The 20,549-nt window shown below is 39.1% G+C and carries 15 protein-coding genes; 7 read left to right on the top strand and 8 right to left on the bottom strand.

Going from position 1 to position 20,549, the window contains the following annotated elements; genetic code table 11:
• Nucleotides 1-1,344: a glycoside hydrolase 5 family protein gene (locus AC6I5C_RS04230; protein WP_497904075.1), complete on the top strand. Its 1,344-nt coding sequence runs from the start codon at nt 1-3 to the stop codon at nt 1,342-1,344.
• 37 nt (nt 1,345-1,381) lie between these two features.
• Here AC6I5C_RS04230 and AC6I5C_RS04225 read toward each other — a convergent pair whose 3' ends face one another.
• The 3 genes from AC6I5C_RS04225 to AC6I5C_RS04215 are packed head-to-tail and all read right to left on the bottom strand — an operon-like array spanning nt 1,382 to nt 4,847.
• Nucleotides 1,382-2,749: a sialate O-acetylesterase gene (locus tag AC6I5C_RS04225; protein WP_497904074.1), complete on the bottom strand. Its 1,368-nt coding sequence runs from the start codon at nt 2,747-2,749 to the stop codon at nt 1,382-1,384.
• Nucleotides 2,742-3,740, bottom strand: coding sequence for an L-glyceraldehyde 3-phosphate reductase (gene mgrA / locus AC6I5C_RS04220; RefSeq protein WP_497904073.1), 999 nt, complete (start codon nt 3,738-3,740; stop codon nt 2,742-2,744). Before mgrA ends, AC6I5C_RS04225 begins: the two co-directional genes overlap by 8 nt.
• A gap of 6 nt (nt 3,741-3,746) precedes the next feature.
• Nucleotides 3,747-4,847 carry an SGNH/GDSL hydrolase family protein gene (locus tag AC6I5C_RS04215; protein WP_497904072.1) on the bottom strand — a complete coding sequence of 367 codons (1,101 nt, stop codon included), beginning with the start codon at nt 4,845-4,847 and terminating at the stop codon, nt 3,747-3,749.
• Between the two features lie 174 nt (nt 4,848-5,021).
• On the opposite strand from AC6I5C_RS04215, the gene AC6I5C_RS04210 reads away from it, so the two are divergent.
• From AC6I5C_RS04210 to AC6I5C_RS04200, 3 genes are all read left to right on the top strand, one after another.
• Nucleotides 5,022-5,615 carry a YceI family protein gene (locus AC6I5C_RS04210; protein WP_497904071.1) on the top strand — a complete coding sequence of 198 codons (594 nt, stop codon included), beginning with the start codon at nt 5,022-5,024 and terminating at the stop codon, nt 5,613-5,615.
• A gap of 40 nt (nt 5,616-5,655) precedes the next feature.
• Nucleotides 5,656-6,948, top strand: coding sequence for a hypothetical protein (locus AC6I5C_RS04205; protein ID WP_497904070.1), 1,293 nt, complete (start codon nt 5,656-5,658; stop codon nt 6,946-6,948).
• Between the two features lie 83 nt (nt 6,949-7,031).
• The gene (locus AC6I5C_RS04200; RefSeq protein WP_497904069.1) at nt 7,032-7,580 is read left to right on the top strand and encodes a YceI family protein; all 549 of its coding nucleotides are present in this window, start codon (nt 7,032-7,034) and stop codon (nt 7,578-7,580) included.
• Here AC6I5C_RS04200 and AC6I5C_RS04195 read toward each other — a convergent pair.
• The 5 genes from AC6I5C_RS04195 to AC6I5C_RS04175 all read right to left on the bottom strand — a co-directional run bounded on the left by AC6I5C_RS04195 (nt 7,573) and on the right by AC6I5C_RS04175 (nt 17,195).
• Complete coding sequence (locus AC6I5C_RS04195) at nt 7,573-8,436, bottom strand: N-acetylglucosamine kinase (protein ID WP_497904068.1); 864 nt, start codon at nt 8,434-8,436, stop codon at nt 7,573-7,575. The genes AC6I5C_RS04200 and AC6I5C_RS04195 overlap by 8 nt on opposite strands.
• 1 nt (nt 8,437) lies before the next feature.
• Nucleotides 8,438-10,417, bottom strand: coding sequence for a beta-N-acetylhexosaminidase (locus AC6I5C_RS04190; protein ID WP_497904067.1), 1,980 nt, complete (start codon nt 10,415-10,417; stop codon nt 8,438-8,440).
• Between the two features lie 69 nt (nt 10,418-10,486).
• Entirely contained in the window at nt 10,487-12,415 is a 1,929-nt protein-coding gene (gene nagB / locus AC6I5C_RS04185; RefSeq protein ID WP_497904066.1) for a glucosamine-6-phosphate deaminase, read from the bottom strand.
• Nucleotides 12,416-12,509: 94 nt separating this feature from the next.
• Nucleotides 12,510-14,099, bottom strand: coding sequence for a RagB/SusD family nutrient uptake outer membrane protein (locus AC6I5C_RS04180; protein ID WP_497904065.1), 1,590 nt, complete (start codon nt 14,097-14,099; stop codon nt 12,510-12,512).
• Between the two features lie 6 nt (nt 14,100-14,105).
• Complete coding sequence (locus tag AC6I5C_RS04175; protein WP_497904064.1) at nt 14,106-17,195, bottom strand: SusC/RagA family TonB-linked outer membrane protein; 3,090 nt, start codon at nt 17,193-17,195, stop codon at nt 14,106-14,108.
• Between the two features lie 240 nt (nt 17,196-17,435).
• Here AC6I5C_RS04175 and AC6I5C_RS04170 point away from each other — a divergent pair, with 240 nt between their 5' ends.
• The 3 genes from AC6I5C_RS04170 to AC6I5C_RS04160 are packed head-to-tail and all read left to right on the top strand — an operon-like array spanning nt 17,436 to nt 20,545.
• On the top strand, nt 17,436-18,476 hold the full coding sequence (locus tag AC6I5C_RS04170; protein ID WP_497904063.1) for a sensor histidine kinase: 1,041 nt from the start codon (nt 17,436-17,438) through the stop codon (nt 18,474-18,476).
• Nucleotides 18,473-19,195 (top strand): LytR/AlgR family response regulator transcription factor, encoded by a 723-nt coding sequence (locus tag AC6I5C_RS04165; RefSeq protein ID WP_497904062.1) that lies wholly within the window; start codon nt 18,473-18,475, stop codon nt 19,193-19,195. The genes AC6I5C_RS04170 and AC6I5C_RS04165 overlap by 4 nt, the downstream gene beginning before the upstream one ends.
• Nucleotides 19,196-19,216: 21 nt before the next feature.
• On the top strand, nt 19,217-20,545 hold the full coding sequence (locus AC6I5C_RS04160) for a sugar MFS transporter (protein WP_497904061.1): 1,329 nt from the start codon (nt 19,217-19,219) through the stop codon (nt 20,543-20,545).
• Nucleotides 20,546-20,549 lie beyond the last annotated feature (4 nt).

Here is a 20,549-nt window from a genome sequence, read left to right as displayed (position 1 = left end):
ATGCGAATTTACCCAACTCTATTACTATCATTGCTCATGGCTTTTTCTTGTAAAGAGAATGCCAAAGAACAAACTGTTGCAGAAGACAACAAATCCACTAGCGAAATCGCCCTTAACGAAGTGCCTTTAATTCAGGTTAAGGATTCAAAATTTTACAAAGGTGACCAGCCTTACTATTTCGTAGGCGCCAATTATTGGTACGGACCGCTTATTGGAGCCAAAAACGGAGGTGACAGAGAGCGCTTGATCAAGGAGCTTGACCTCATGAAATCTATAGGAATTGATAACCTAAGAATTTTAGCTGGCGCCGAAGGTGATGGTGGCGACTCTAGAGTGCACCCTGCCCTGCAACCCGAACAAGGAGTTTATAACGAAGATTTGTTGGATGGCCTTGATTTCCTTATGGCCGAAATGCGCAAGCGTAACATGTATGCCATTTTGTATTTGAACAATAACTGGATTTGGTCCGGAGGGATGTCCGAATACTTGAAATGGAACGGTTATGGTGAAGTTCCTAACCCATTTTTAGAACAATACACTTGGGACCAATATATGAACTATACCAAGCAGTTCCACAGTTGCGAACCATGTAAAAAAGCTTTTTACAAGCATGTGAAATTCATCATGGGAAGAACCAACGCCTACACCGGTTTGAAATACACCGAAGACAATACCATTATGTCTTGGCAGGTTGCCAACGAACCTCGTGTATTAATGACTCCAGATCATGAGGAAGCTTTTTCTGGCTGGCTTAAAGAAACAGTAGACCTTATGGAATCTTTAGATTCTGTACACCTCATCTCAACCGGGGCTGAAGGAAAAGCAAGTTACCTGCAAGATCTTGCGATGTATGAGAGATTGCACGACAATCCTAATATCGATTACTTGACCATGCATATGTGGCCTAAAAACTGGGGATGGTATGATATTGACAATGAAAAAGTCACCACCCAAGAATCCATTGAAAAAGCCAATGCCTATATGAATGAACATATTGCTATTGCCCAAAAACAGCAAAAACCAATCGTGATGTCGGAGTTTGGATTTCCAAGGGAAAAAGAAAGTCTTTCTTTGGACGCCTCCATCGATAACAGAAATACCTTCTATAGCGCCATTTTCAATAGAATTTCGGACAGTAAAGCAAAGCAAGGTGTATTGGCTGGCTTGAATTTTTGGGGCTTTGCAGGCTATGCCAAAACCAATCCTTCCAATGGGAAATGGCAACATGGCGACGACTTTAGCGCCGATCCTCCACAAGAACCGCAAGGATTGAATTCGGTGTTTGCTTCAGACACCTCCACCTTGGAATTAATTAAAAAGGCCAACGACAGTCTACTTAAATAGCTAAAAAAAATCCCCGAACTATGTTCGGGGATTTTTTTTATTCCGAAGTAAAACAAGAAGCCGGCAAATGAGCCCTGTTAAACAAATTTGATTGATAGGAATTGTTCCAAGCAAACCTTACATATTTTGGCGTTTTAACTTCCTTCGATTTTAATTCCACACTTCCATTAACCAACTTTGCATTGGCCTTATAAAACACTTTATCTTCTCCTGCAATTTCAAATAAAGATTCCGAGGATGACAGATAGAGACCATCATTATTTTTGAAAGTCAAAACAGCCCTTTTTCCATCAAAATCTACACTTTCGAACAAAGGTCCTTCTGCAACTTCATCAATTACATTATAATGCTTGTTTAAAGCTAAATTGGCCAACCTCACCCCAACAGACTTCTTATCTTTAGGATGAATATCATCTACCGTAGACACATCATCAATGACCACCATTCCGGTATTGGAAACACGGTCCAAAACCTTACGTTGAGCATTTCTAATTTTAACTGCTGAATAGATATCCTCCCCATAATTATAAGGCGCTATTTGCACATAGTAAAATGGAAATTCGGCACTCCACAACTTTCTCCAAGATTGAATCATCGCTTCTAGAGACGCATCATAGGTATCTGCACCAACATTGGCTTCTCCTTGATACCAAAGAGCACCCGCCAATTGATAGCCTACCAAAGGCTGTATCATAGCATTAAAGATCCGTGCAGGCTCCACTGGCCCATAAGGTACAGGTATTAATTTTTGAGCCGCATCTCTTAAAACAGGATTTTCAAGTATAGTTTCTTCTGGAGTCCATGCTTCAATAGGCGTCCCTCCCCAAGCGGACACCACCAAACCAACAGGAGTATCCAGTATTTTACTTTGGAGCTGTTGCGCAAAGAAATAGGCCACGGCACTATTGTTTTTCATAGTCTCAGGCGTGCACACCTCCCATCTTCCTGGAAGATTATTTTGGGGATAAATGGACGTTGTTTTAGTCACTCTGAAAAATCGCAGATTCGGCACATTGGCCTTAGCTACCTCATCATTATTTTTAATCCCCCAGGCCGGAGACATTTCCATATTGGACTGCCCGGAGCACAACCAAACTTCCCCAATCAAAACATCTTTAATTTCAATGGTATTATATCCTGAAATAACAATAGAATGACCCTCTCCTGCTTTAGGTGTTTGAATATTCATTTCCCACTGGGCCTGCACATTGGCTTTTACCTTATAGATTTCAGAAGTCCACGATGGCCGGATCACCACTTCTTCATCAGGTGCTGCCCAACCCCAAAATTTCACATTGGCATTTTGTTGTAAGACAATATGATCTGAAAATATGGCCGGCAAACTGATATTTGCCCAAATTCCCTGAACAATAAAAAAACTTGCAATAAAAAATAGGTTACGCATTTGTATCATTTAAAATGGTTTCAATCGCTTCCAATTCCGAAGTTGAAAAGGTTTTATTTTCCAAAGCCCCCAAGTTATCCAACAACTGTTTTTCGCTACTAACCCCTACCAAAACGGAAGTCACTCGTTCATCTTTCAACAACCAAGCAACCGCCATTTGGGCCAAACTTTGCCCTCTATCTTCAGCAATTGCGTTCAGTTTTTGAGCCTTTGATACCTTTTCCGCTGTAACCTGATCCAACTGAAGAAACCCAGTACTTTTGGCTGCCCTGGAATCTTCAGGGATCCCTTTCAAATATTTAGAAGTCAAGATACCCTGTTCCAAAGGAGAAAAAGGAATACAACCTACTCCTTCATCTTTCAAAACCTCCAACAAACCACCCTCAACCCAACGGTCCATCATGTTATATCTTGGCTGATGAATCAAACAAGGCGTTCCCAAATCCTTCAATATTTCAACCGCTTTTTTGGTATCCTCAGCACTGTAAGAAGAGATTCCCACATACAAGGCTTTTCCTTGTCGTACGATTAAATCCAAAGCCCCCATAGTCTCCTCTAAAGGCGTGTTTGGATCTGGCCTGTGACTATAAAAAATGTCCACGTACTCCAAGCCCATTCGCTTTAAGCTTTGATCTAAACTAGCCACCAAATACTTTTTGGATCCCCATTCACCATACGGCCCCGGCCACATTAAATAGCCTGCTTTGGTAGAAATGATCATTTCATCTCTATAAGGAGCGAAGCTTTTCTTCATGATTTTCCCAAAGTTCTCCTCGGCAGATCCTGGAGGTGGGCCATAGTTGTTGGCCAAATCAAAATGGGTAATCCCCTTATCGAAAGCTGTGTGCAAAATTTGTTTTCCATTGTCAAATTGGTCCACATGCCCAAAATTATGCCACAAACCCAGCGACAATTCAGGCAGCAACAAACCACTGTTTCCACATCTTCGATACTGCATAGTATCGTATCTTTTTTCGGAAGCCGTATACATGATTTTTTAGTTTTTATTCAAAATTTCTTGATAGAATGGCACTAACTGTTTTGCCATAATTTCATTTTCTTCAACACTTGGATGATAATTACAACCATTTACGTACAAGGTATCAAACTGAAAAACAGCGATATCCTTTTGCATACTATCCCTGAAATAACCTTGTACTTTTTCAAGACAATTGACCAAAATTTCATTGTTTTCACCCTGAATCATTGGACTGTTGAGCAATGCAATTTTTGTATTAGGATAATGACCGTAAATCATTTTCACGAAGTTAATGTAATTGTCCGTAAACTTTTCTGCATTAAATGGCAAACGCTCTTTCACGCCATCTCCGTTGGACATATCGTTCGTCCCCAAACAAATGCTTACCAAGTCTGGTTGAAACGAAAAATCAGAGGGTTTTGAAACATCTCTATTGAGATATAAATTCTCGTAAACCTGCGGCATAATAGGCTCGTTTATATTTTCATCATTCCAATTGCGATAAATCCCCATACCAGAAACAGAGCTTAGCACAAAATCAGCATTCAAAGCTCTTGCTGCCCTTGGCCCATAAGCCAAATAGGCATTATGCTGATCGATATATTCTCCTTTATTACAAGGAATGCCACTATTATCGGCTAAAGCTCCACAGGTAATGGAATCTCCAATAAATTCAATGGATAAGGATGCTTTATTTTCAATAGGAAGCAATGCTTGGGCTTCAACTCCCTTAAAAATCACTTCGCCACTTGCCGCTTCGGTCGCTTTAAAAATTTCTATGCGATGGCTTTCTTTTACATCCAATTTAAGTACCAATTTGTTTATACTATCGCCTTTAATAGTGTGTCTTTTTTGATACTCCCCATCAACAGTTATCACTACATAATTACGGGGCTTGTATTCAGATTTCAAATACACCGTCACCGAATCCCCTTTAACTTTAAAGGCCACTGAAGCCGCCGAACCAACCAAGGCTCTATCACCATTGTCATGCGTAGCAACCCTTCCCTTATATTCAAATTGAGGATTGGAAGGCATAAATTTCAGCTCCTTGTTTTCTTCCTGTTTACAACTCACAAACATGAGCCCTAACAGGCCTAACATATATTTTAGTTTCATGGACAAATTTTAGTTTATAAAACTATAAAAAAGCCCAAAGTTTTCCTTCCTCTAAATCTTCAAAAACCTAAAATATTGATAACCTTCCAAATCATTACATAACAATTTACAAACACGCAAATACCTAGTATTCAATATATTTACTATCTTTAGAACACTTTTAATCCATCAGTTATGAAAAAAATTACTCTTACAAGCAACATTTTAAGTCTTGCTTTTGGACTTTGCCTCTGTTTCATTTCTTTTAATGTTTCAGCACAAACATTCACACTAAACAATTCTTCTTCCAAATTAACAGTGGAAGGAACTTCTAGTCTACATGATTGGGAAGAAGTTGCGGAAAAGCAAAAAGGCAGCATTGTTATTGACAATTCGGGGTCGGAACCTTCCATTAGTTCCCTTTCTGTTGAAATTGAAGCCGAAAGTTTAAAAAGTGGTAAGTCTGCAATGGACAAAAACACCTATACTGCTTTAAAGACCAAATCCAACAAAACCATCAGCTTTAAGCTTACCAAAGTGAAAAGCATTTCCAAGGTAAGCGATGGCAAATTTAAGGTGAGTACTACGGGAGATTTAAGTATTGCCGGAGTGACCAATTCTACCGATTTGGATTTCACCATGGAAATAAGTGGCAGCACCGTAAAACTTAATGGTGCCAAATCCTTTAAAATGTCCACTTTTAAGATTGATCCTCCTACAGCGGTTTTTGGCACCGTTAAAACCGGGGACGATGTAACTATTAAGTTCACTTCGGTCTTAAGTCAATAATCCATCATCCAACCATTTTTCAACACTAATTTATCACATCATGAAAGCAACAATCAAATGCTTATTACTAAGCACATTATTTTTTGGATGCATAATGAGTTATGCCCAAAACCGACATCTGGACAACTTTAGGTATCCAGACCAAACAGGAGTCAACGTATTTGAAGACCCTAAGGACAGCATTTTAACTTTTGACGGTATCAAAGTTAGAGTTGGAGGCTCATTTGCCTTACAATTCCAAGCTTTGGACCATGAAAATTCCGGAGCAGCGGAATTGGAATCTATCGGCTACAACTTCAATTTGGCAACGGCCAACCTCGATTTGGACGTAGCTTTAGCACCTGGAGTTAGAATGCACTTAAGAACCTATTTATCCTCTCGCCATCACCCAGAACCTTACGTAAAAGGTGGGTACTTCCAAATTGACAATTTAAGTTTTCTAAGTGACGGCCTTATGGACGGCTTTATGAAATATACCACCATTAGAATTGGGCATATGGAAAACAACTATGGGGATGCCCACTTTAGAAGAACAGACAACGCCCAAGCCATCTATAACCCTTTCGTTGGAAACTTGATCATGGACTCCTTTACTACAGAAGTAGGAGCCGAAGTGTACCACCAAAGAAATGGTTTTATAGGAATGGTGGGAGTTGCCAATGGAAAGTTAAACCAATCCGTTGTTGAAGGCTCCAACGGCAAAACTGGCGGTATTTCCTTTTTGGCCAAATTGGGATACGACAACCAAATCACAGATCGTATCAGGCTTAGATTAACAGGATCACTGTACAACACGGGATACGTACCAAGTCTGTATCTATATTCTGCAGACCGTGCTGGATCTAGATACTATAGTGTTTTGGAAGCCCCTGGCTCCAGTGCTTTTAGATCAGGACGTTTTTCTCCAAGTTTTAGAAACAGTATTACCGCGCTTATGTTCAATCCTTTTGTTAAATTTGGGGGACTGGAATTGTTCGGAACTATTGAATATACTTCTGGATCTACCAATGCCAGCTCAAGTATTGTGGATGATGTTGTTGTAATTACCCCTAAGAAGGATGGTAAAGCGCAACAATACGCTGCCGAGTTAATTTATCGTTTTGGTCACAGAGAAAATTTCTATCTTGGCGGTCGGTATAACGTCGTAAATTCAGAATACGATGATACCGCCGACATTACCGTTGAAAGATTTCAGGCAGCCGCAGGTTGGTTTATGACCAAAAATATTTTAACAAAACTGGAATATGTGACCCAAAACTATGACGGGGCCACTGGAAGACTTGAAGACGGTAAATTTGATGGCCTTATGGTAGAGGCCGTTATAAGTTTCTAAAGCAGAAACACCCTTAAGTCTATAATTTAAAGTGAATTCTATTAATGAAAAAGTTTGTAATACCTACGCTAGTTTTTTTGTGCATGTTGCTAACCGTATCTTCCACAACCGGAACATACAAGATTAATGTAAAAATACATCCAGACAGCCAACTAACTATCGTAGGTAACACAAACATCAATAAATTTAATTGCGGGTTCGATTCCAAAACCTTGGAAGAACCTATTCCTGTTGAATTTCGAAAAAAAGGAGACAACATTTACTTCAAAAAGGCGAAGCTAAAATTGAATACCTATCTTTTTGATTGTGGCAAAAAACTTATCAATAAAGATTTTCAGGATTTAATTAAAGCAGAAACCTATCCCGATATTTACCTTATCTTAAAAGAAGTCATTCCTTCTACAACAGACAAAAACTTAGTAAACGCCAAAGTAGATTTTAAAATCGCTGGCAAAACAAAGGAATATACCGTTCCCGTTACCTATGACGGAAAAGATGACTTATCGATTTCAGGAAAATTGCAATTGAATATTCGTGATTTTGATTTGGAAAACCCTAAAAAACTTATGGGATTGATTAAAGTTGATGATGTTATCACCATCAATTTCAATTTGCATATCGACACTATTTAAGTTGAACTGAATTACCATTCAACATGGTCTGCACCAAGTTATCCATTGGGCATTTCACAAAACCCTTGGCCTTAAAACCATATCCAGAAAGAACTTCCTGTAGAATATCTTGTGCATAGAACGCTATCGAGCCTACAAAATGTAGCGAACTTGTTTTCAACTCTTCTGAATACTGCATCAATTGGTTATCAACAAACACTGAAAAGCCCTGAACCAAAAGCCCTTGTACAAACTCATGCGGCTTGTATTCCACCAAAAATGGAGCAAATTGCGCCAAGTATTTGTTAGGCGCATCACACTTATACAACCTATGGAGCACATCCTTCTCCTCCAGAGAAAACTGCTTTTCAAATGCCATTCTCAAATCTTCTGGCATTTGTTGATAGTAATAGCTTTTGAGCAGCTCCCTACCAAAGTAATTACCGCTGCCTTCATCCATCAAAACATAGCCCAACGAAGGTACTTTGGTGATAATTTCAGTTCCATCAAAATAACACGCATTAGAGCCCGTCCCCAAAATGCACACAACTCCCGGTTTGCCTTTCACAGTAGCTTTCACGGCTGCCATTACATCTTCTTCCACGTCAAAAACGGCATTAGGAAACACTTCCACCAAAACATCTTTCATCATATTTTTACTCTCAACCGTATTGCAGCCCGCTCCAAAAAAATAAACATGACACACGCCTTCTCCATGTTGCAAAACCTCATCAGTATTTCTTAAAATATCCAACAAAGCATCTTTGTTGGATACAGAGGGATTTAGCCCTCCCGTTCTAATCTTTATTGGATTCTCACCAACTTCATAAAACACCCAATCACATTTTGAAGAACCACTATCTGCAATAACGACCATGCTATTTTCTTAGATAGTTTTGCTCAGAAAAAAGTGCCAGTTTTTCTAAATCTTCCGCAATCACCAGTTCCACATCCACATAAGGTGCTTTAAGTGCTTGCATTAATCCTTTTAGTTCACCCAACTGTTTTTGGGAAACCTGTTTATCATCAAGAATTTCAGTCAATAATAAAGTTGTTTCACTCAAAGATTTAGACAAAGGAAGAAGCGGCTGGACATTCGGAGCATTTTTAATTTGCATCAATTCTTGATGGTTTTCTTCCCAAATATGCAACCAAACCAACACACTTTGCTTAGACTCCTCCGAAGGATTTTCTACAAAGGCCCGAACACGCTTATTAAACACAAATTTATTGGCTGCATCGGCAACACAGGCGTCCGCAAACAAAGTAAATGGCGAATAGGTTTTGTACTCGGTACCGTTTTCATTTCTTGTATAAATTTCCAAAGGCTCACAAATATTTGACAATTCAACCAACGGCTGAATATTTTGATTATTGGTCATCATTCTTAAAATGACATCACGGTTTTTGAGATGTGTGATCCCCAATTCCTCCAATCTAAAACTCACCTCATCAAGACGAGATAACATCAAATCAACATCATTCACTTCCTTTGGTGACCAAAATCGTTCAGCAATAGCTGCCGTTCTTGGCCAAATTCTAGAATCAATTGTCAACGGTGTTACCAATTCACTCCACATCGTTACTTCACCACCTAAAATACGTTTACGCTCTTCGGCTGTCAATTTTGTATCGCCAATGGGTTCTACCGAATAATGCTCCACCACAGACTGCATCCTATCGATATAAAATCCATCGGACAGCACCGTATTGTAGCCCGACTTGGCTGCAGCAATAAGTGTTTCCCCTTTTGAAAACCCCTCATTTTCACCTCTCCAAGAATGAATTACTGCCGTTGTTGGCATATTCTCGGTCATGATTTCATCCCAGCCCATCAACTTTTTGTCTAATTTATTTAGAATCACTTCCAGCTTAATATTGAAATAGGTTTGAAGATCATGATTCGTCTTCAATTTATGTTTTTGCTTAAACTTTTGAATTTGCTCATTCTCATCCCAATGTTTGCCTTCATTCTCGTCTCCACCAATATGAAAATAGGCATCCGGAAACAAAGGAGTCATTTCTGTAAACAAACGCTCCAAGAACACATAGGTTTTATCATTTGTTGGATCCAACGTGGGGTCAAAAACGCCTGAATAACGTTCCACTTCGTACACATACCCAGGCTTACTGCCCAATTCAGGAAAAGCCGTTAAAATAGCCGAAGCATGCCCTGGCACATCAAATTCAGGAACCACACGAACCCCTAATTTATCAGCATATGCAACCACATCCTTAACTTGTTCTTGGGTATAAAACAAACCATCTGAAGCCAATTCCGTAAGCTCAGGAAACACCTTAGACTCTATTCGAAATCCTTGATCATCTATCAAATGCCAATGAAACACATTCATTTTCACGGAAGCCATGGCGTCTAAATTTCGCTTTAGAACATCTACTGGCTGAAAATGCCTCGCTACATCAATCATCAATCCTCGCCAAACAAAACGCGGTTGGTCAATAATGGAAAGCCCAGGAAAGTAGTATTGAGTTTCATTGGAAGTCACTGTTTGCAGCAAGGTTTCCAAGGCCCTCATAGCACCAACATCGGTTTTGGCTTTTATTAGAACGGAATCCTGCTTAATCTCCAAAGAATACGATTCGTCTGTTTCAATGGTTAAATTGGAAACCTTATCAAATGCAATTTGAATCGTTCCCTGAACATTATCCACAGGAAATCCTTTATCTAGAAACACACCTGTTCTCCCAGACAGCCTTCTTAAAAATTTTGTAGCCGCCGTATAAACACGTCCCTTACTATTTCCGTTAATGGAAATAGTAAGTTCTGAGTCAACAACCAACCTAGTATTATGTTCCCTAATCTCTGATGGCCAAGGCATCAGATTGTATGTTTCCATAAGGCTATTTTGGGAATATCCCACAAAGACCATTAAGAAGAAAAAAATCATTAATAATTGTTTCATAAACTAAAAGTGGTATCGCTTAAAAGCTTCTATAGCGGCGTATTCCGCCAAGCCCAAATCGTTATATTTTTTTGCCGTCAATCGGTTTCTGTCCTCTACCCTCACCCAAAATTCCCTGGAGTCATCCCCTTGAAACATCACCCCATCCTTTTGAGTTTGGTGATAGAAAATCGCATGACGTTTTCTGAGTACTTGGTCCGGACTTAAAGGCACTGCCATCTCTATTTGATAGGTTTCCCATTCATGCCAAGCACCACGGTACAACCAAACCCAGCAGTCTTTCATGTAATCCCTTTGTTTTAATACATCCAAAGCTTCAAACAAAACATCCAAACACACTTTGTGGGTTCCATGCGGATCGGCCAAATCACCTGCGGCATAAATTTGATGCGGTTTGATGTTCTCTATAAGATTGCACATGATTTCCAAATCATCCTGAGACAAATTGTTCTTTTTAATAGTCCCCGTTTCATAAAAAGGCAAGTCCAAAAAGTGTACTTGATCATCGGGCAATCCCAAATACCTAGTCGCTGCCAAAGACTCACTCCTACGAATCATAGACTTGAGCTTTCTCGCTTCCAAGGAATCAACATCATTTTGAGTTTTCTTCTTTAAAAACTCAATGATTATATCGGCTCCGTTAGAATGCGAATTCAAGGCTTTGGAGATTTCCGCAAACTTTAAAGCTTCTTCATCAGACACTGCAATGTTTCCTGAGGTTTGATAAGCAATATGCACCTCATGCCCTTGCTCTACCAATCGGTCAAAAGTACCGCCCATAGAAATGACATCATCATCAGGATGCGGACTAAAAATAATGACACGCTTCTTAGGAATATCGGCACGCTCTGGTCGATTGGAATCATCTGCATTTGGTTTTCCTCCCGGCCAACCCGTAATGGTATGCTGCAACTTATTGAACATCTTAATATTCAAATCGTATGCTGTGCCCTCTTCAGTAAGCAATCCTGACATCCCATTGTCGTTATAATCCTTATCGGTTAACTTTAAAATAGGCTTCCCTGTCAACTCACTTAGCCAAACTACTGCTTTCAGTTTAAGTTCTTCGGTCCACACACAGGAAGTTACCAACCACGGTGTTTTCACACGTGTTAATTCTTCCGAAGCGCCTTCATCAAGTACAAAAGTGGTATTGTCGTGTTCCTGCAAATAGGTGGCAGGAACATGGGCCGTAATTTCCCCTTCAATAGTTTTTCTGATAATTTCCGCTTTACTCACACCCCAAGCCAACAGAACGATTCTTCTGGCATTTCTAACCGTTCCCACTCCCATGGTGATGGCTTTTCTTGGTACATTGTCTATACCTAAAAACGAATGCGCCGCATCACTTCTAGTTAAGTGATCCAAGGTAATACTTCGCGTAGCAGAATTATAGTGAGACCCAGGCTCATTAAAGCCAATATGTCCCGTTCTTCCAATTCCCAACAACTGAAAATCTATACCACCAACGGCTTTAATTTTCAATTCATAATCAATACAATATTGATACAGTTCTTCCGGACTTACTTTACCGTCTGGAATATGAACATTCTCCGGCAAAATATCAACATGATCGAACAAGTGCTGGTGCATAAAGTAATGGTAACTTTGGATATTGCTTTTATCCATAGGATAATACTCATCTAGGTTGAATGTAATCACATTTACAAAACTCAACCCCTCCTCTTTGTGCATGCGAACAAGCTCCTCATACACCTTAATGGGAGACGACCCTGTTGCCAACCCCAACACACAAGGTTGGTTTTTGACCGCCTTCCCCCTAATCAAATCAGCAATTTCATGAGCCACCAAGATGGAGGCCTCATTGGAAGTTTTAAAGATAACGTTGTGGATTTTTTCAAAACGGGTTTCCTCAAACTTCCCTGCTTCCCTATATACGATACTGTTATAATCTGCAATATCCAGTTTCATGCTAAATTTCTTTTTAAATGATATGTTGATAAAACAAGCGGAAAATTGAACTCCCGCTTGCCTTTCTGCTAACTAAAATGAATATGAAAAAAATTTAAAAGTTAGATCCTCCGGTATCCCACCATAAACGCGTCCCTCCTGTATCGGGACCATTAAGATAGCCTACCGCAGTTTGGACATTCTCCCCATTGGTATTGATTTCATTGTCCACGAAATTGATACGTCTAATTTGAATATCAGTATCTATTTCACCACCGCTATTGTTCACCACCACTGGGAATACTCTAGGATATCCTGTACGTCTAAATTCACTCCAGGCCTCTTGTCCATCAGGGAACATGGCAATCCATTTTTGAGTAATGATTTGCTCCAATTTTTCCTCATTGGTTCCTGCCGTATTAAATGCCACTGTAACGTCACTTGGATACACATAATCATTGTCCGGATTTAAAGCATCTATAAAATCATTTGGAGTACTTGTAGCATCCGCTAAATAAGCATCAGCACCACCTACACCAAATTGTGCAAAAGATGCCATCACACCCGCTTCATAATTAGCCTGTGCATCTCCTGCACCAGTCCATCCCCTAAGAGCTGCTTCAGCTTTTAAGAAATGAATTTCAGCTGCTGTCATCCATACTTTTGAATCTCCTTCAACAGCTTCACCAATTAAAGAGTGGCTTCCGTATTGTGCTTTCGCTTCAATTTCAATTCCCTGTCTGATGCCCTTGTAATCTCCTAAGGTTTCATCTAGAGGCGCATCAAAAAACTTGGCAATTCGTGGATCGTTGAATCCTTTTAGAATCGATTCCATTTCGGCACTCATACAGATATCTCCCCAAACTTTACTGATGGTATAGATTGGGTGCACAAAACCTCCCATATCAATGGTCATAGTTTCATCTAGTAGTCCTGCATTACTGTTAAATGCCTTTTCACCTTCTGTTTGTGCCAAACTTGGATTCACTTTAGACACTCTAATTGCCAAGCGCAACCTCAAAGAATTCGCAAAAGTTCTCCATTTGGCAATATCACCAGCAAAACTAGATTGATCGAAAGCTACAAATTGAGCATCTCCTACATAAGCCTCCAATCCATCGATTGCCTCATCCAAATCAGCAAAGAAGGCTACATAAGCTTCTTCTTGCGAATCATATTGCCCAGTGGTTTCGTAATCGTTGTATTTTGTATAACGAATAGGTCCAAACACATCGGAAACACGATGCATGGCCATTACCTTAATGATGTTTGCCAAATACACAAATTTGTATCCACTCTCATCTCCCGATAATTCCACTTGCTGCCAGATCTCACGAGCATATGGCATGACCCCATTTCCGTTAGCCGCATCATATGCATCGCTCCAAATAAATCCGTTCCACCCATTTACCAAGGCGTAGGTTTGGTTATTGATGTTTCCTGCAAAAGGTGTTGGCGCCGTCATATAACCAGAAAACACATCGGCATTCAAGTTTTGTTGCAACTGGTAGTTCCAAGCAGGTTCTACACGAATGACATTTGAAAAAAGTGGTGAAAAACGAGATCCAATATGGTTGTTTTGCTGCGTTAAACTGGCCTGGGAAATCCCATTTGGATCGGTATTGATATCCTCAAAATCCCCAGTACAATTTATCAAACTCATAGCCACCAAAGAGGCTAGTGTATATTTTGTTATGTGTTTCATAGCGTTTTAGAAATTTACGTTAATGTTTAACCCGATACTTCTTGTAGAAGGTTGGTTATAGATATCCACTCCCTGAAGTCCTAAACCTGTACTGGCAGCCACATTAGGATCGAACGGTGCATCTTTATAAAAGAAGAACAAATTATTGGCAATCAACGAGAAGCTTACATCATCAATAAACTTGTCTTGTAGATTTAGTCTATACCCTAAAGACAATTCTCTTAAGCTTACATTGGTAGCATCATATACATACTCACCCAACATACCATCTCTTCCACCAATAGCATTAAAATACTCCTGTGCAGTTATTTGAGAAGCCTCACCACTTTCATCAACCACATCAACCATCCCTCCGTTGGTATTTCTAACATCAGCTGAAGCTTGAGACACTCCATACTTGTCATTTACGGCTTCGGTAACACTCATAACATCTCCACCAAACTTCCCGTCTATCAACACATTCAATGTGAAGTTTCCGAATTCAAACGTATTGTTCCACCCTAAGGTAAAATCTGGTTGTGCGTGCGCCACAGTTTCAAAATCGGTAGACATTAAGGTTCCTGAAGAATTAATTACAGGTGTGCCATTTTCGTCTCTTACCAAGGAACGCGCTTTAATGCTTCCAAAATCTTCTCCTTCAATTAAGGAATACTCATATCCATTCACTCCTCTAGCGGTAATAATTGCCTCACCATCCTGTAAGGATGGGTGTACAGAAATCACTTCATTATCATTTTGAGCAAAATTCACAGAAGTCTCCCAAGAGAATTTATCTGTCTGTACCGGCGTTGCATTCAACACAATCTCAAAACCTTCATTTGAAATTTCACCGGCATTTACAATGTTTTGTGAATATCCATTTGGATTTGGTTCTGCCTGGATATAAAAGATTTGATTGAAAGTATTGGTATTGTAATAAGTAAAGTCGAATCCTAAGCGATTGTTGAAAAAGCGCCACTCGGTTCCAATTTCAAAAGACTTTTGTCTTTCAGGTTCCAATGTTTCCCCTTCCAAAGGTGCAAAAGGCGCCGTTCCAATTCCCGTATTGGTAGCATTGATAGAATTAAGAGGAATAGTAGCATATACTGGAATATCCGATCCAACTTCAGCATAAGATCCACGAAGCTTAGCAAAGGAAATACCATCTGGCATATCGAACATTTCAGACAATACAGTGGTCAAACCAATCGATGGATAAAAGAAGGAATTCGAATCGGTATTCACCAACGTTGAAGACCAATCGCTTCTTCCAGTAACATCCAAGAATACCATATCCTTGAACCCAAAGTTAGCCGAGCCAAATACCGACTGCACCTCTCTTCTTCCTACAGATTGGCGAATATTGTTGGTATTGGCAAAATTGGCAATTGTAAAGACATTAGGATAAATCAAGCCGGCACCATCTCTTCCAGAATCCAAATAAACCTGATCACCAATCGTGTATTTTGTCAAACTAGATCCTAAAATTCCACTAAAGGTGAAATTCTCCGAAAAATCTTTGTTATAGTTTAAAATGAAGTCGATGTACTGTTGTGAGTTTTCTGTTTTCTCAAGAATATAACGACCGTTATCCCCAGAGTTTACAGGATCTGTCCCCGCAAATTGTCTCTTATCAAAAGTGAAAAACGATTTATCGTAACTTCCTCTAGACTGCAAGGAAAGAGCATTTGTAATTTGATACTTAACAGACAAATTTGCATATACACGCTGCGCAATATCTTTACTTGGACTTCTATAAATTAACCAATATGGGTTTTGTTGAATATTTTCATCAAAAGACGTAGCATATTGATCCATTTGGTTCAAAGCCGTGTTAAAATATTCATATTTGTTTTTGTAGATATCTCTATCAATTCCTACAGGATGTAAATACACTCCCGTCAATGGGTTTGAATACAAACCATTTGTTGGACGGTTCCAAATACGTTGGTCTGATAAATTAATACTTGCAGATACATCAATTTTTTCATTTAAAAACTTCGCTGTTTCCCTAAGAGTAATATTATTTCTCACCAAACGGTTCTCAGGAATCACACCTTCCCCAATAGTATTGGCATAAGAAAAATAGGTTTGGGCCTTTTGGTTCCCCGCTGTTAGGGACATGGAACTGATAGAAGTAAATCCAGTGTTGAAGAAGTCTTTAGGGTCATTAGACAAACCACCTACTTTATCTCCCCAAGATTTCGCGTCTACTACCCTTCCATTTTCAGCTATGGGTTGCCCTACAGAAACACTTTGGTATTCCGATTGCAGCTCAGGCAAAGACATCACATTGTCCACAGTAAAATTAGAAGTAAAGTTTACAGCTAAAGTTCCTTCCTTACCTTTTTTAGTAGTTATTAAAATCACCCCGTTTGCTCCTTGACTTCCATACAAAGCCGAAGCCGAAGCTCCCTTTAAAACCGTTATGCTTTCAATATCATCTGGATTGATCATGGACATGACATCTCCTCCATCACGGTTCCCTGTTTGGCTACCAAAAATATCTGTACCGGGTTCATTTCCGTTAGAACCGTTTCCACTATTAAGCATTGGAATACCATCAATTACATATAGCGGATCATTATCACTTGTAGAGGCATTACCTCTCAAAACCACTTTAACAGCACCACCCAAACCAGAAGAACTTCTTGAAATTGTAACCCCGGCAGACTTACCAGACAAACTATTAATAGGGTTGGTTTGCTTCACTTTGGTAAGCTCATCACCACTTACCTCTTGCGCAGAATAAGTCAAGGCCTTTTTCTCTTTGGAAATCCCCAAAGCCGTAACAATGACTTCTCCCAACATCTCCGTATCTTCCGCCAATTGCACATTTATAACATTGCTATCTGCAACTGTGACCTTTTTGGTGGTCATTCCCAAATAACTAAAAGTAAGTACGTCACCAACCGATGCCGTTAAGGTATAATTACCATCAAAATCTGTTTGCGTCCCATGGGTAGTTCCTTCAACCAACACATTGACACCTGGAATAGGCATCCCGTTGGCCTGGGAAGTAACAGTTCCGGTCACTGTTTTTTCCTGCGCAAATGTGAAGTTTACAGCAAAAAATAACAATGAACACAAAAACGTCATTTTTAAATTGTGTTTCATAAAATGAATTGTTTAGTTGTTTATTGATGTCCAAAGTAACTAGGATGAAAATTATTAAGAAAAAAAATATATAAACGACAAGAATTAACACACAGACAACATTCTATTAACGATAAACGATTTCCTACAAATAAACAATTGTCATTTTTATTGCTAATCACATAATATATTTCTAAAATTGTCATAATTATTTAAAGAATCAACAACACAAATATTCATTTAAAACAAAAACCTCAACTCTTGCTTAACAAAAAAATAGCTAACAATATTCCTTTAAAGTATCATATCCTGTTTTGGTTGCTGTACTTTTCGTTTAATGTGGTACGATGGGGAAGCTATTTTAATGACTATTGGTACTCCTTAAAATCCAACCTTGTTGAATTTCCTATCCACATTATTGTGGTGTATATTAATGTGTATTATCTCATTCCGAAATTCATTTTAAGGCGGAAATACAAAACCTACATAGCATGGCTCTTTGGAATACTCATTTTAGTTTATTTGGTAAGAACGGGACTCAACTATCTTTTGGTAACCAAGGAAATTTGGCCAGAAGCGGAAGAGGCCGGAAAGTTCCTTGAGACCAACCACCTCATTGCGGTAATATTGGGAGAGCTATATGTTTTGGCCTTTGTAACCGCCATACAATTGCTTATTGATTGGCCGATAGAACTGCGACGAAATGAAGACCTTGCCAAGTTACAATTGAGCACGGAATTGAAATTTTTAAGAACCCAAATACAGCCACATTTCTTCTTCAACACCTTAAACAACCTTTACGCGCTTACTCTACAAAAATCGGATGACGCTCCAAGACTGGTGATTAAACTTTCGGACATTATGCAATATGTACTGTATGAAGTGAACAGCTCCAAGGCCAATTTGCTGGAAGAAATCAACCATATCAATAATTATATCGACATAGAGCATATTCGTTTTAAGGACCGCATAGATTCTGAACTTGATATTACTGGCGACATTGAAGACGTCCAAGTACCTCCTCTACTGTTTTTATCTTTTATTGAAAACTGTTTCAAACATGGTTTAAAAGGGAATGACAATATCAAGATTAATATGAGTTTTGAAATCCTTAATAAACACTATCTGGAATTCAAATTATCCAATACGTTTAACCCAGAAGCTGTTCAAGAAAACAACCATGGCATTGGGATTGCCAACACCAAACGAAGGTTAAATTTATTATTTTCTAATGATTATGTCCTTGAAACTGATATTTTAGACGACACTTATAACATTTACTTAAAAATTCCTATCCAATGAAAATTAAGTGCGTAATCATAGATGACGAATCGTTGGCCATTGAAGTGATAGAAAGTCACCTAAAAAACTTTGACCACGTAGAAATTTTGGGCACTTTCAACAATCCACTAAAGGCTTACAGCCTCTTGGAACAGGAAAAAATAGACATTGTTTTTCTGGATATCAATATGCCACAAATGTCCGGATTCACTTTTATCGAAAACCTAAATCACAAACCACTTATTGTTATTACAACCGCTTACAGGGAATATGCCGTAAAGAGTTTCGAACTCAATGTTTTGGATTATTTGGTTAAACCAATTCCCTTTACACGCTTTTTAAAAACAATGAATAAGGTGTACCAACAAGTCTATCTTAACAATGTAAGCAATGATTCCAACCTTCAACAGGAACCACATATTTTCCTTAAGGTAAATAAAAAACTGATCAAGGTGAATTTGGGAGACATCCTGTACATAGAAAGCTTAAAGGATTACGTAAAAGTCATCACAACCATGGGCGATTACGTGGTTCACAAATCCCTTACAGCCATAAGCGAGGAATTGCCGCAATCCAATTTCATCAGGGTGCACAGGTCCTACACCATTTCAATCAATAAAATTATGGCCCTTGAAGGAAATACTATTGAGATTTCCAATAAAAAAATACCTATCGGAAGAAACTACCTTAAACAAACCAAAGAACGCATCTTCAATACCACCGAAGATATAGAAACCTAACTATTACTTAAAATTTAACTTATGTCTAAAGCTATAGATATGCCCATTGCACAAAAACAAAGCAGCTTATTCCCAATTCTGGTCATTGCCGGATTGTTCTTCATATTTGGATTCATCACATGGATCAACGGCGCCTTGATTCCATTTATGAAAACCATCAACGAATTAACCGATGCCCAATCCTATTTGGTGGCCTCGGCCTCCTATATTTCCTTTGTGGTCATGGCGCTTCCCGCCTCTTTTATCATTGGTAAAATTGGCTATAAAAAAAGTATGTCACTTGGACTAATCATCATTGCTTTGGGTGCTTTATTATTCATTCCTGCGGCCGAAGCCAGAACTTATTGGGTGTTTCTTACCGGAATTTTTATTCAGGGCGCAGGTATGACCTTATTACAAACGGCCTCAAATCCTTACATCACAATTTTGGGGCCTATTGAAAGTGCTGCAAAACGTATTGCTATTATGGGTATTGCCAATAAAGTTGCTGGAGCTTTGGGTTCGGTGATTTTTGGAGCTCTTTTACTTTCGGGAATTGATGACATTAAGGAACAACTAAGCACTGTAGATGCCACTGAAAAAGCATCTTTGCTCAATCAAATGGCCGATAGCGTAGTCATGCCATACATTGTTATGGCTGTTGTTTTATTCATTTTGGGAATCTTGATAAGAAAAGTAAACCTTCCACATGTTGAAGCAGAAACAGAAGATTTAAAGGATGGCGAAACAGCAAAAGTAAGCATCTTCCAATTCCCTCATTTATGGTTGGGCGTGATTGCACTTTTTGTATATGTAGGGGCCGAAGTAATTGCTGGTGACACTATCATTTCTTATGGAATTTCATTAAACCTACCCGTTGAAGAGGCTAAATTCTTTACGCTTTTCACCTTAATGGCCATGGTATTCACCTATGCATTAGGCGTCTTTTTGATTCCTAAATACATCAGTCAGGTACTTGCCCTAAAAGTCAGTGCGGTATTGGGGATTTTGTTTTCCATCTGTATTTTATTGACCAGTGGTTTTACTTCTGTGCTGTTTGTTGCTGCCTTAGGAATTGCCAATGCTTTGGTATGGCCGGCCATTTGGCCTCTCGCTTTAAAAGGCCTTGGAAAATTCACCAAAACAGGATCCGCGCTTTTAATTATGGCGATCTCTGGAGGCGCTTTAATCCCACCATTGTACGGAACCTTGGTTGACCATAAAAAGGAGGCTTTATTAGCCAGTGGTGCGGATGCCGTAAATTCAGCTGCGGAAGCTTCCACATCCAGCTATTGGATTTTAATTCCATGTTATGTTTTGATTCTTTTCTACGCCCTTTACGGACACAAAATAAGATTCAAAAACAGCTAATATT

The sequence above is a fragment of the Mangrovimonas sp. sgz306409 genome, from assembly GCF_059735265.1.
This window is presented reverse-complemented; position numbering and strand designations above follow the sequence as displayed.

Coding starts and splice junctions, on each gene's coding strand:
- AC6I5C_RS04230 (WP_497904075.1), top strand. CDS start 1: ATGCGAATTTACCCAACTCTATTACTATCATTGCTCATGGCTTTTTCT.
- AC6I5C_RS04225 (WP_497904074.1), bottom strand. CDS start 2,749: ATGCGTAACCTATTTTTTATTGCAAGTTTTTTTATTGTTCAGGGAATT.
- mgrA (WP_497904073.1), bottom strand. CDS start 3,740: ATGTATACGGCTTCCGAAAAAAGATACGATACTATGCAGTATCGAAGA.
- AC6I5C_RS04215 (WP_497904072.1), bottom strand. CDS start 4,847: ATGAAACTAAAATATATGTTAGGCCTGTTAGGGCTCATGTTTGTGAGT.
- AC6I5C_RS04210 (WP_497904071.1), top strand. CDS start 5,022: ATGAAAAAAATTACTCTTACAAGCAACATTTTAAGTCTTGCTTTTGGA.
- AC6I5C_RS04205 (WP_497904070.1), top strand. CDS start 5,656: ATGAAAGCAACAATCAAATGCTTATTACTAAGCACATTATTTTTTGGA.
- AC6I5C_RS04200 (WP_497904069.1), top strand. CDS start 7,032: ATGTTGCTAACCGTATCTTCCACAACCGGAACATACAAGATTAATGTA.
- AC6I5C_RS04195 (WP_497904068.1), bottom strand. CDS start 8,436: ATGGTCGTTATTGCAGATAGTGGTTCTTCAAAATGTGATTGGGTGTTT.
- AC6I5C_RS04190 (WP_497904067.1), bottom strand. CDS start 10,417: ATGGAAACATACAATCTGATGCCTTGGCCATCAGAGATTAGGGAACAT.
- nagB (WP_497904066.1), bottom strand. CDS start 12,415: ATGAAACTGGATATTGCAGATTATAACAGTATCGTATATAGGGAAGCA.
- AC6I5C_RS04180 (WP_497904065.1), bottom strand. CDS start 14,099: ATGAAACACATAACAAAATATACACTAGCCTCTTTGGTGGCTATGAGT.
- AC6I5C_RS04175 (WP_497904064.1), bottom strand. CDS start 17,195: ATGAAACACAATTTAAAAATGACGTTTTTGTGTTCATTGTTATTTTTT.
- AC6I5C_RS04165 (WP_497904062.1), top strand. CDS start 18,473: ATGAAAATTAAGTGCGTAATCATAGATGACGAATCGTTGGCCATTGAA.
- AC6I5C_RS04160 (WP_497904061.1), top strand. CDS start 19,217: ATGTCTAAAGCTATAGATATGCCCATTGCACAAAAACAAAGCAGCTTA.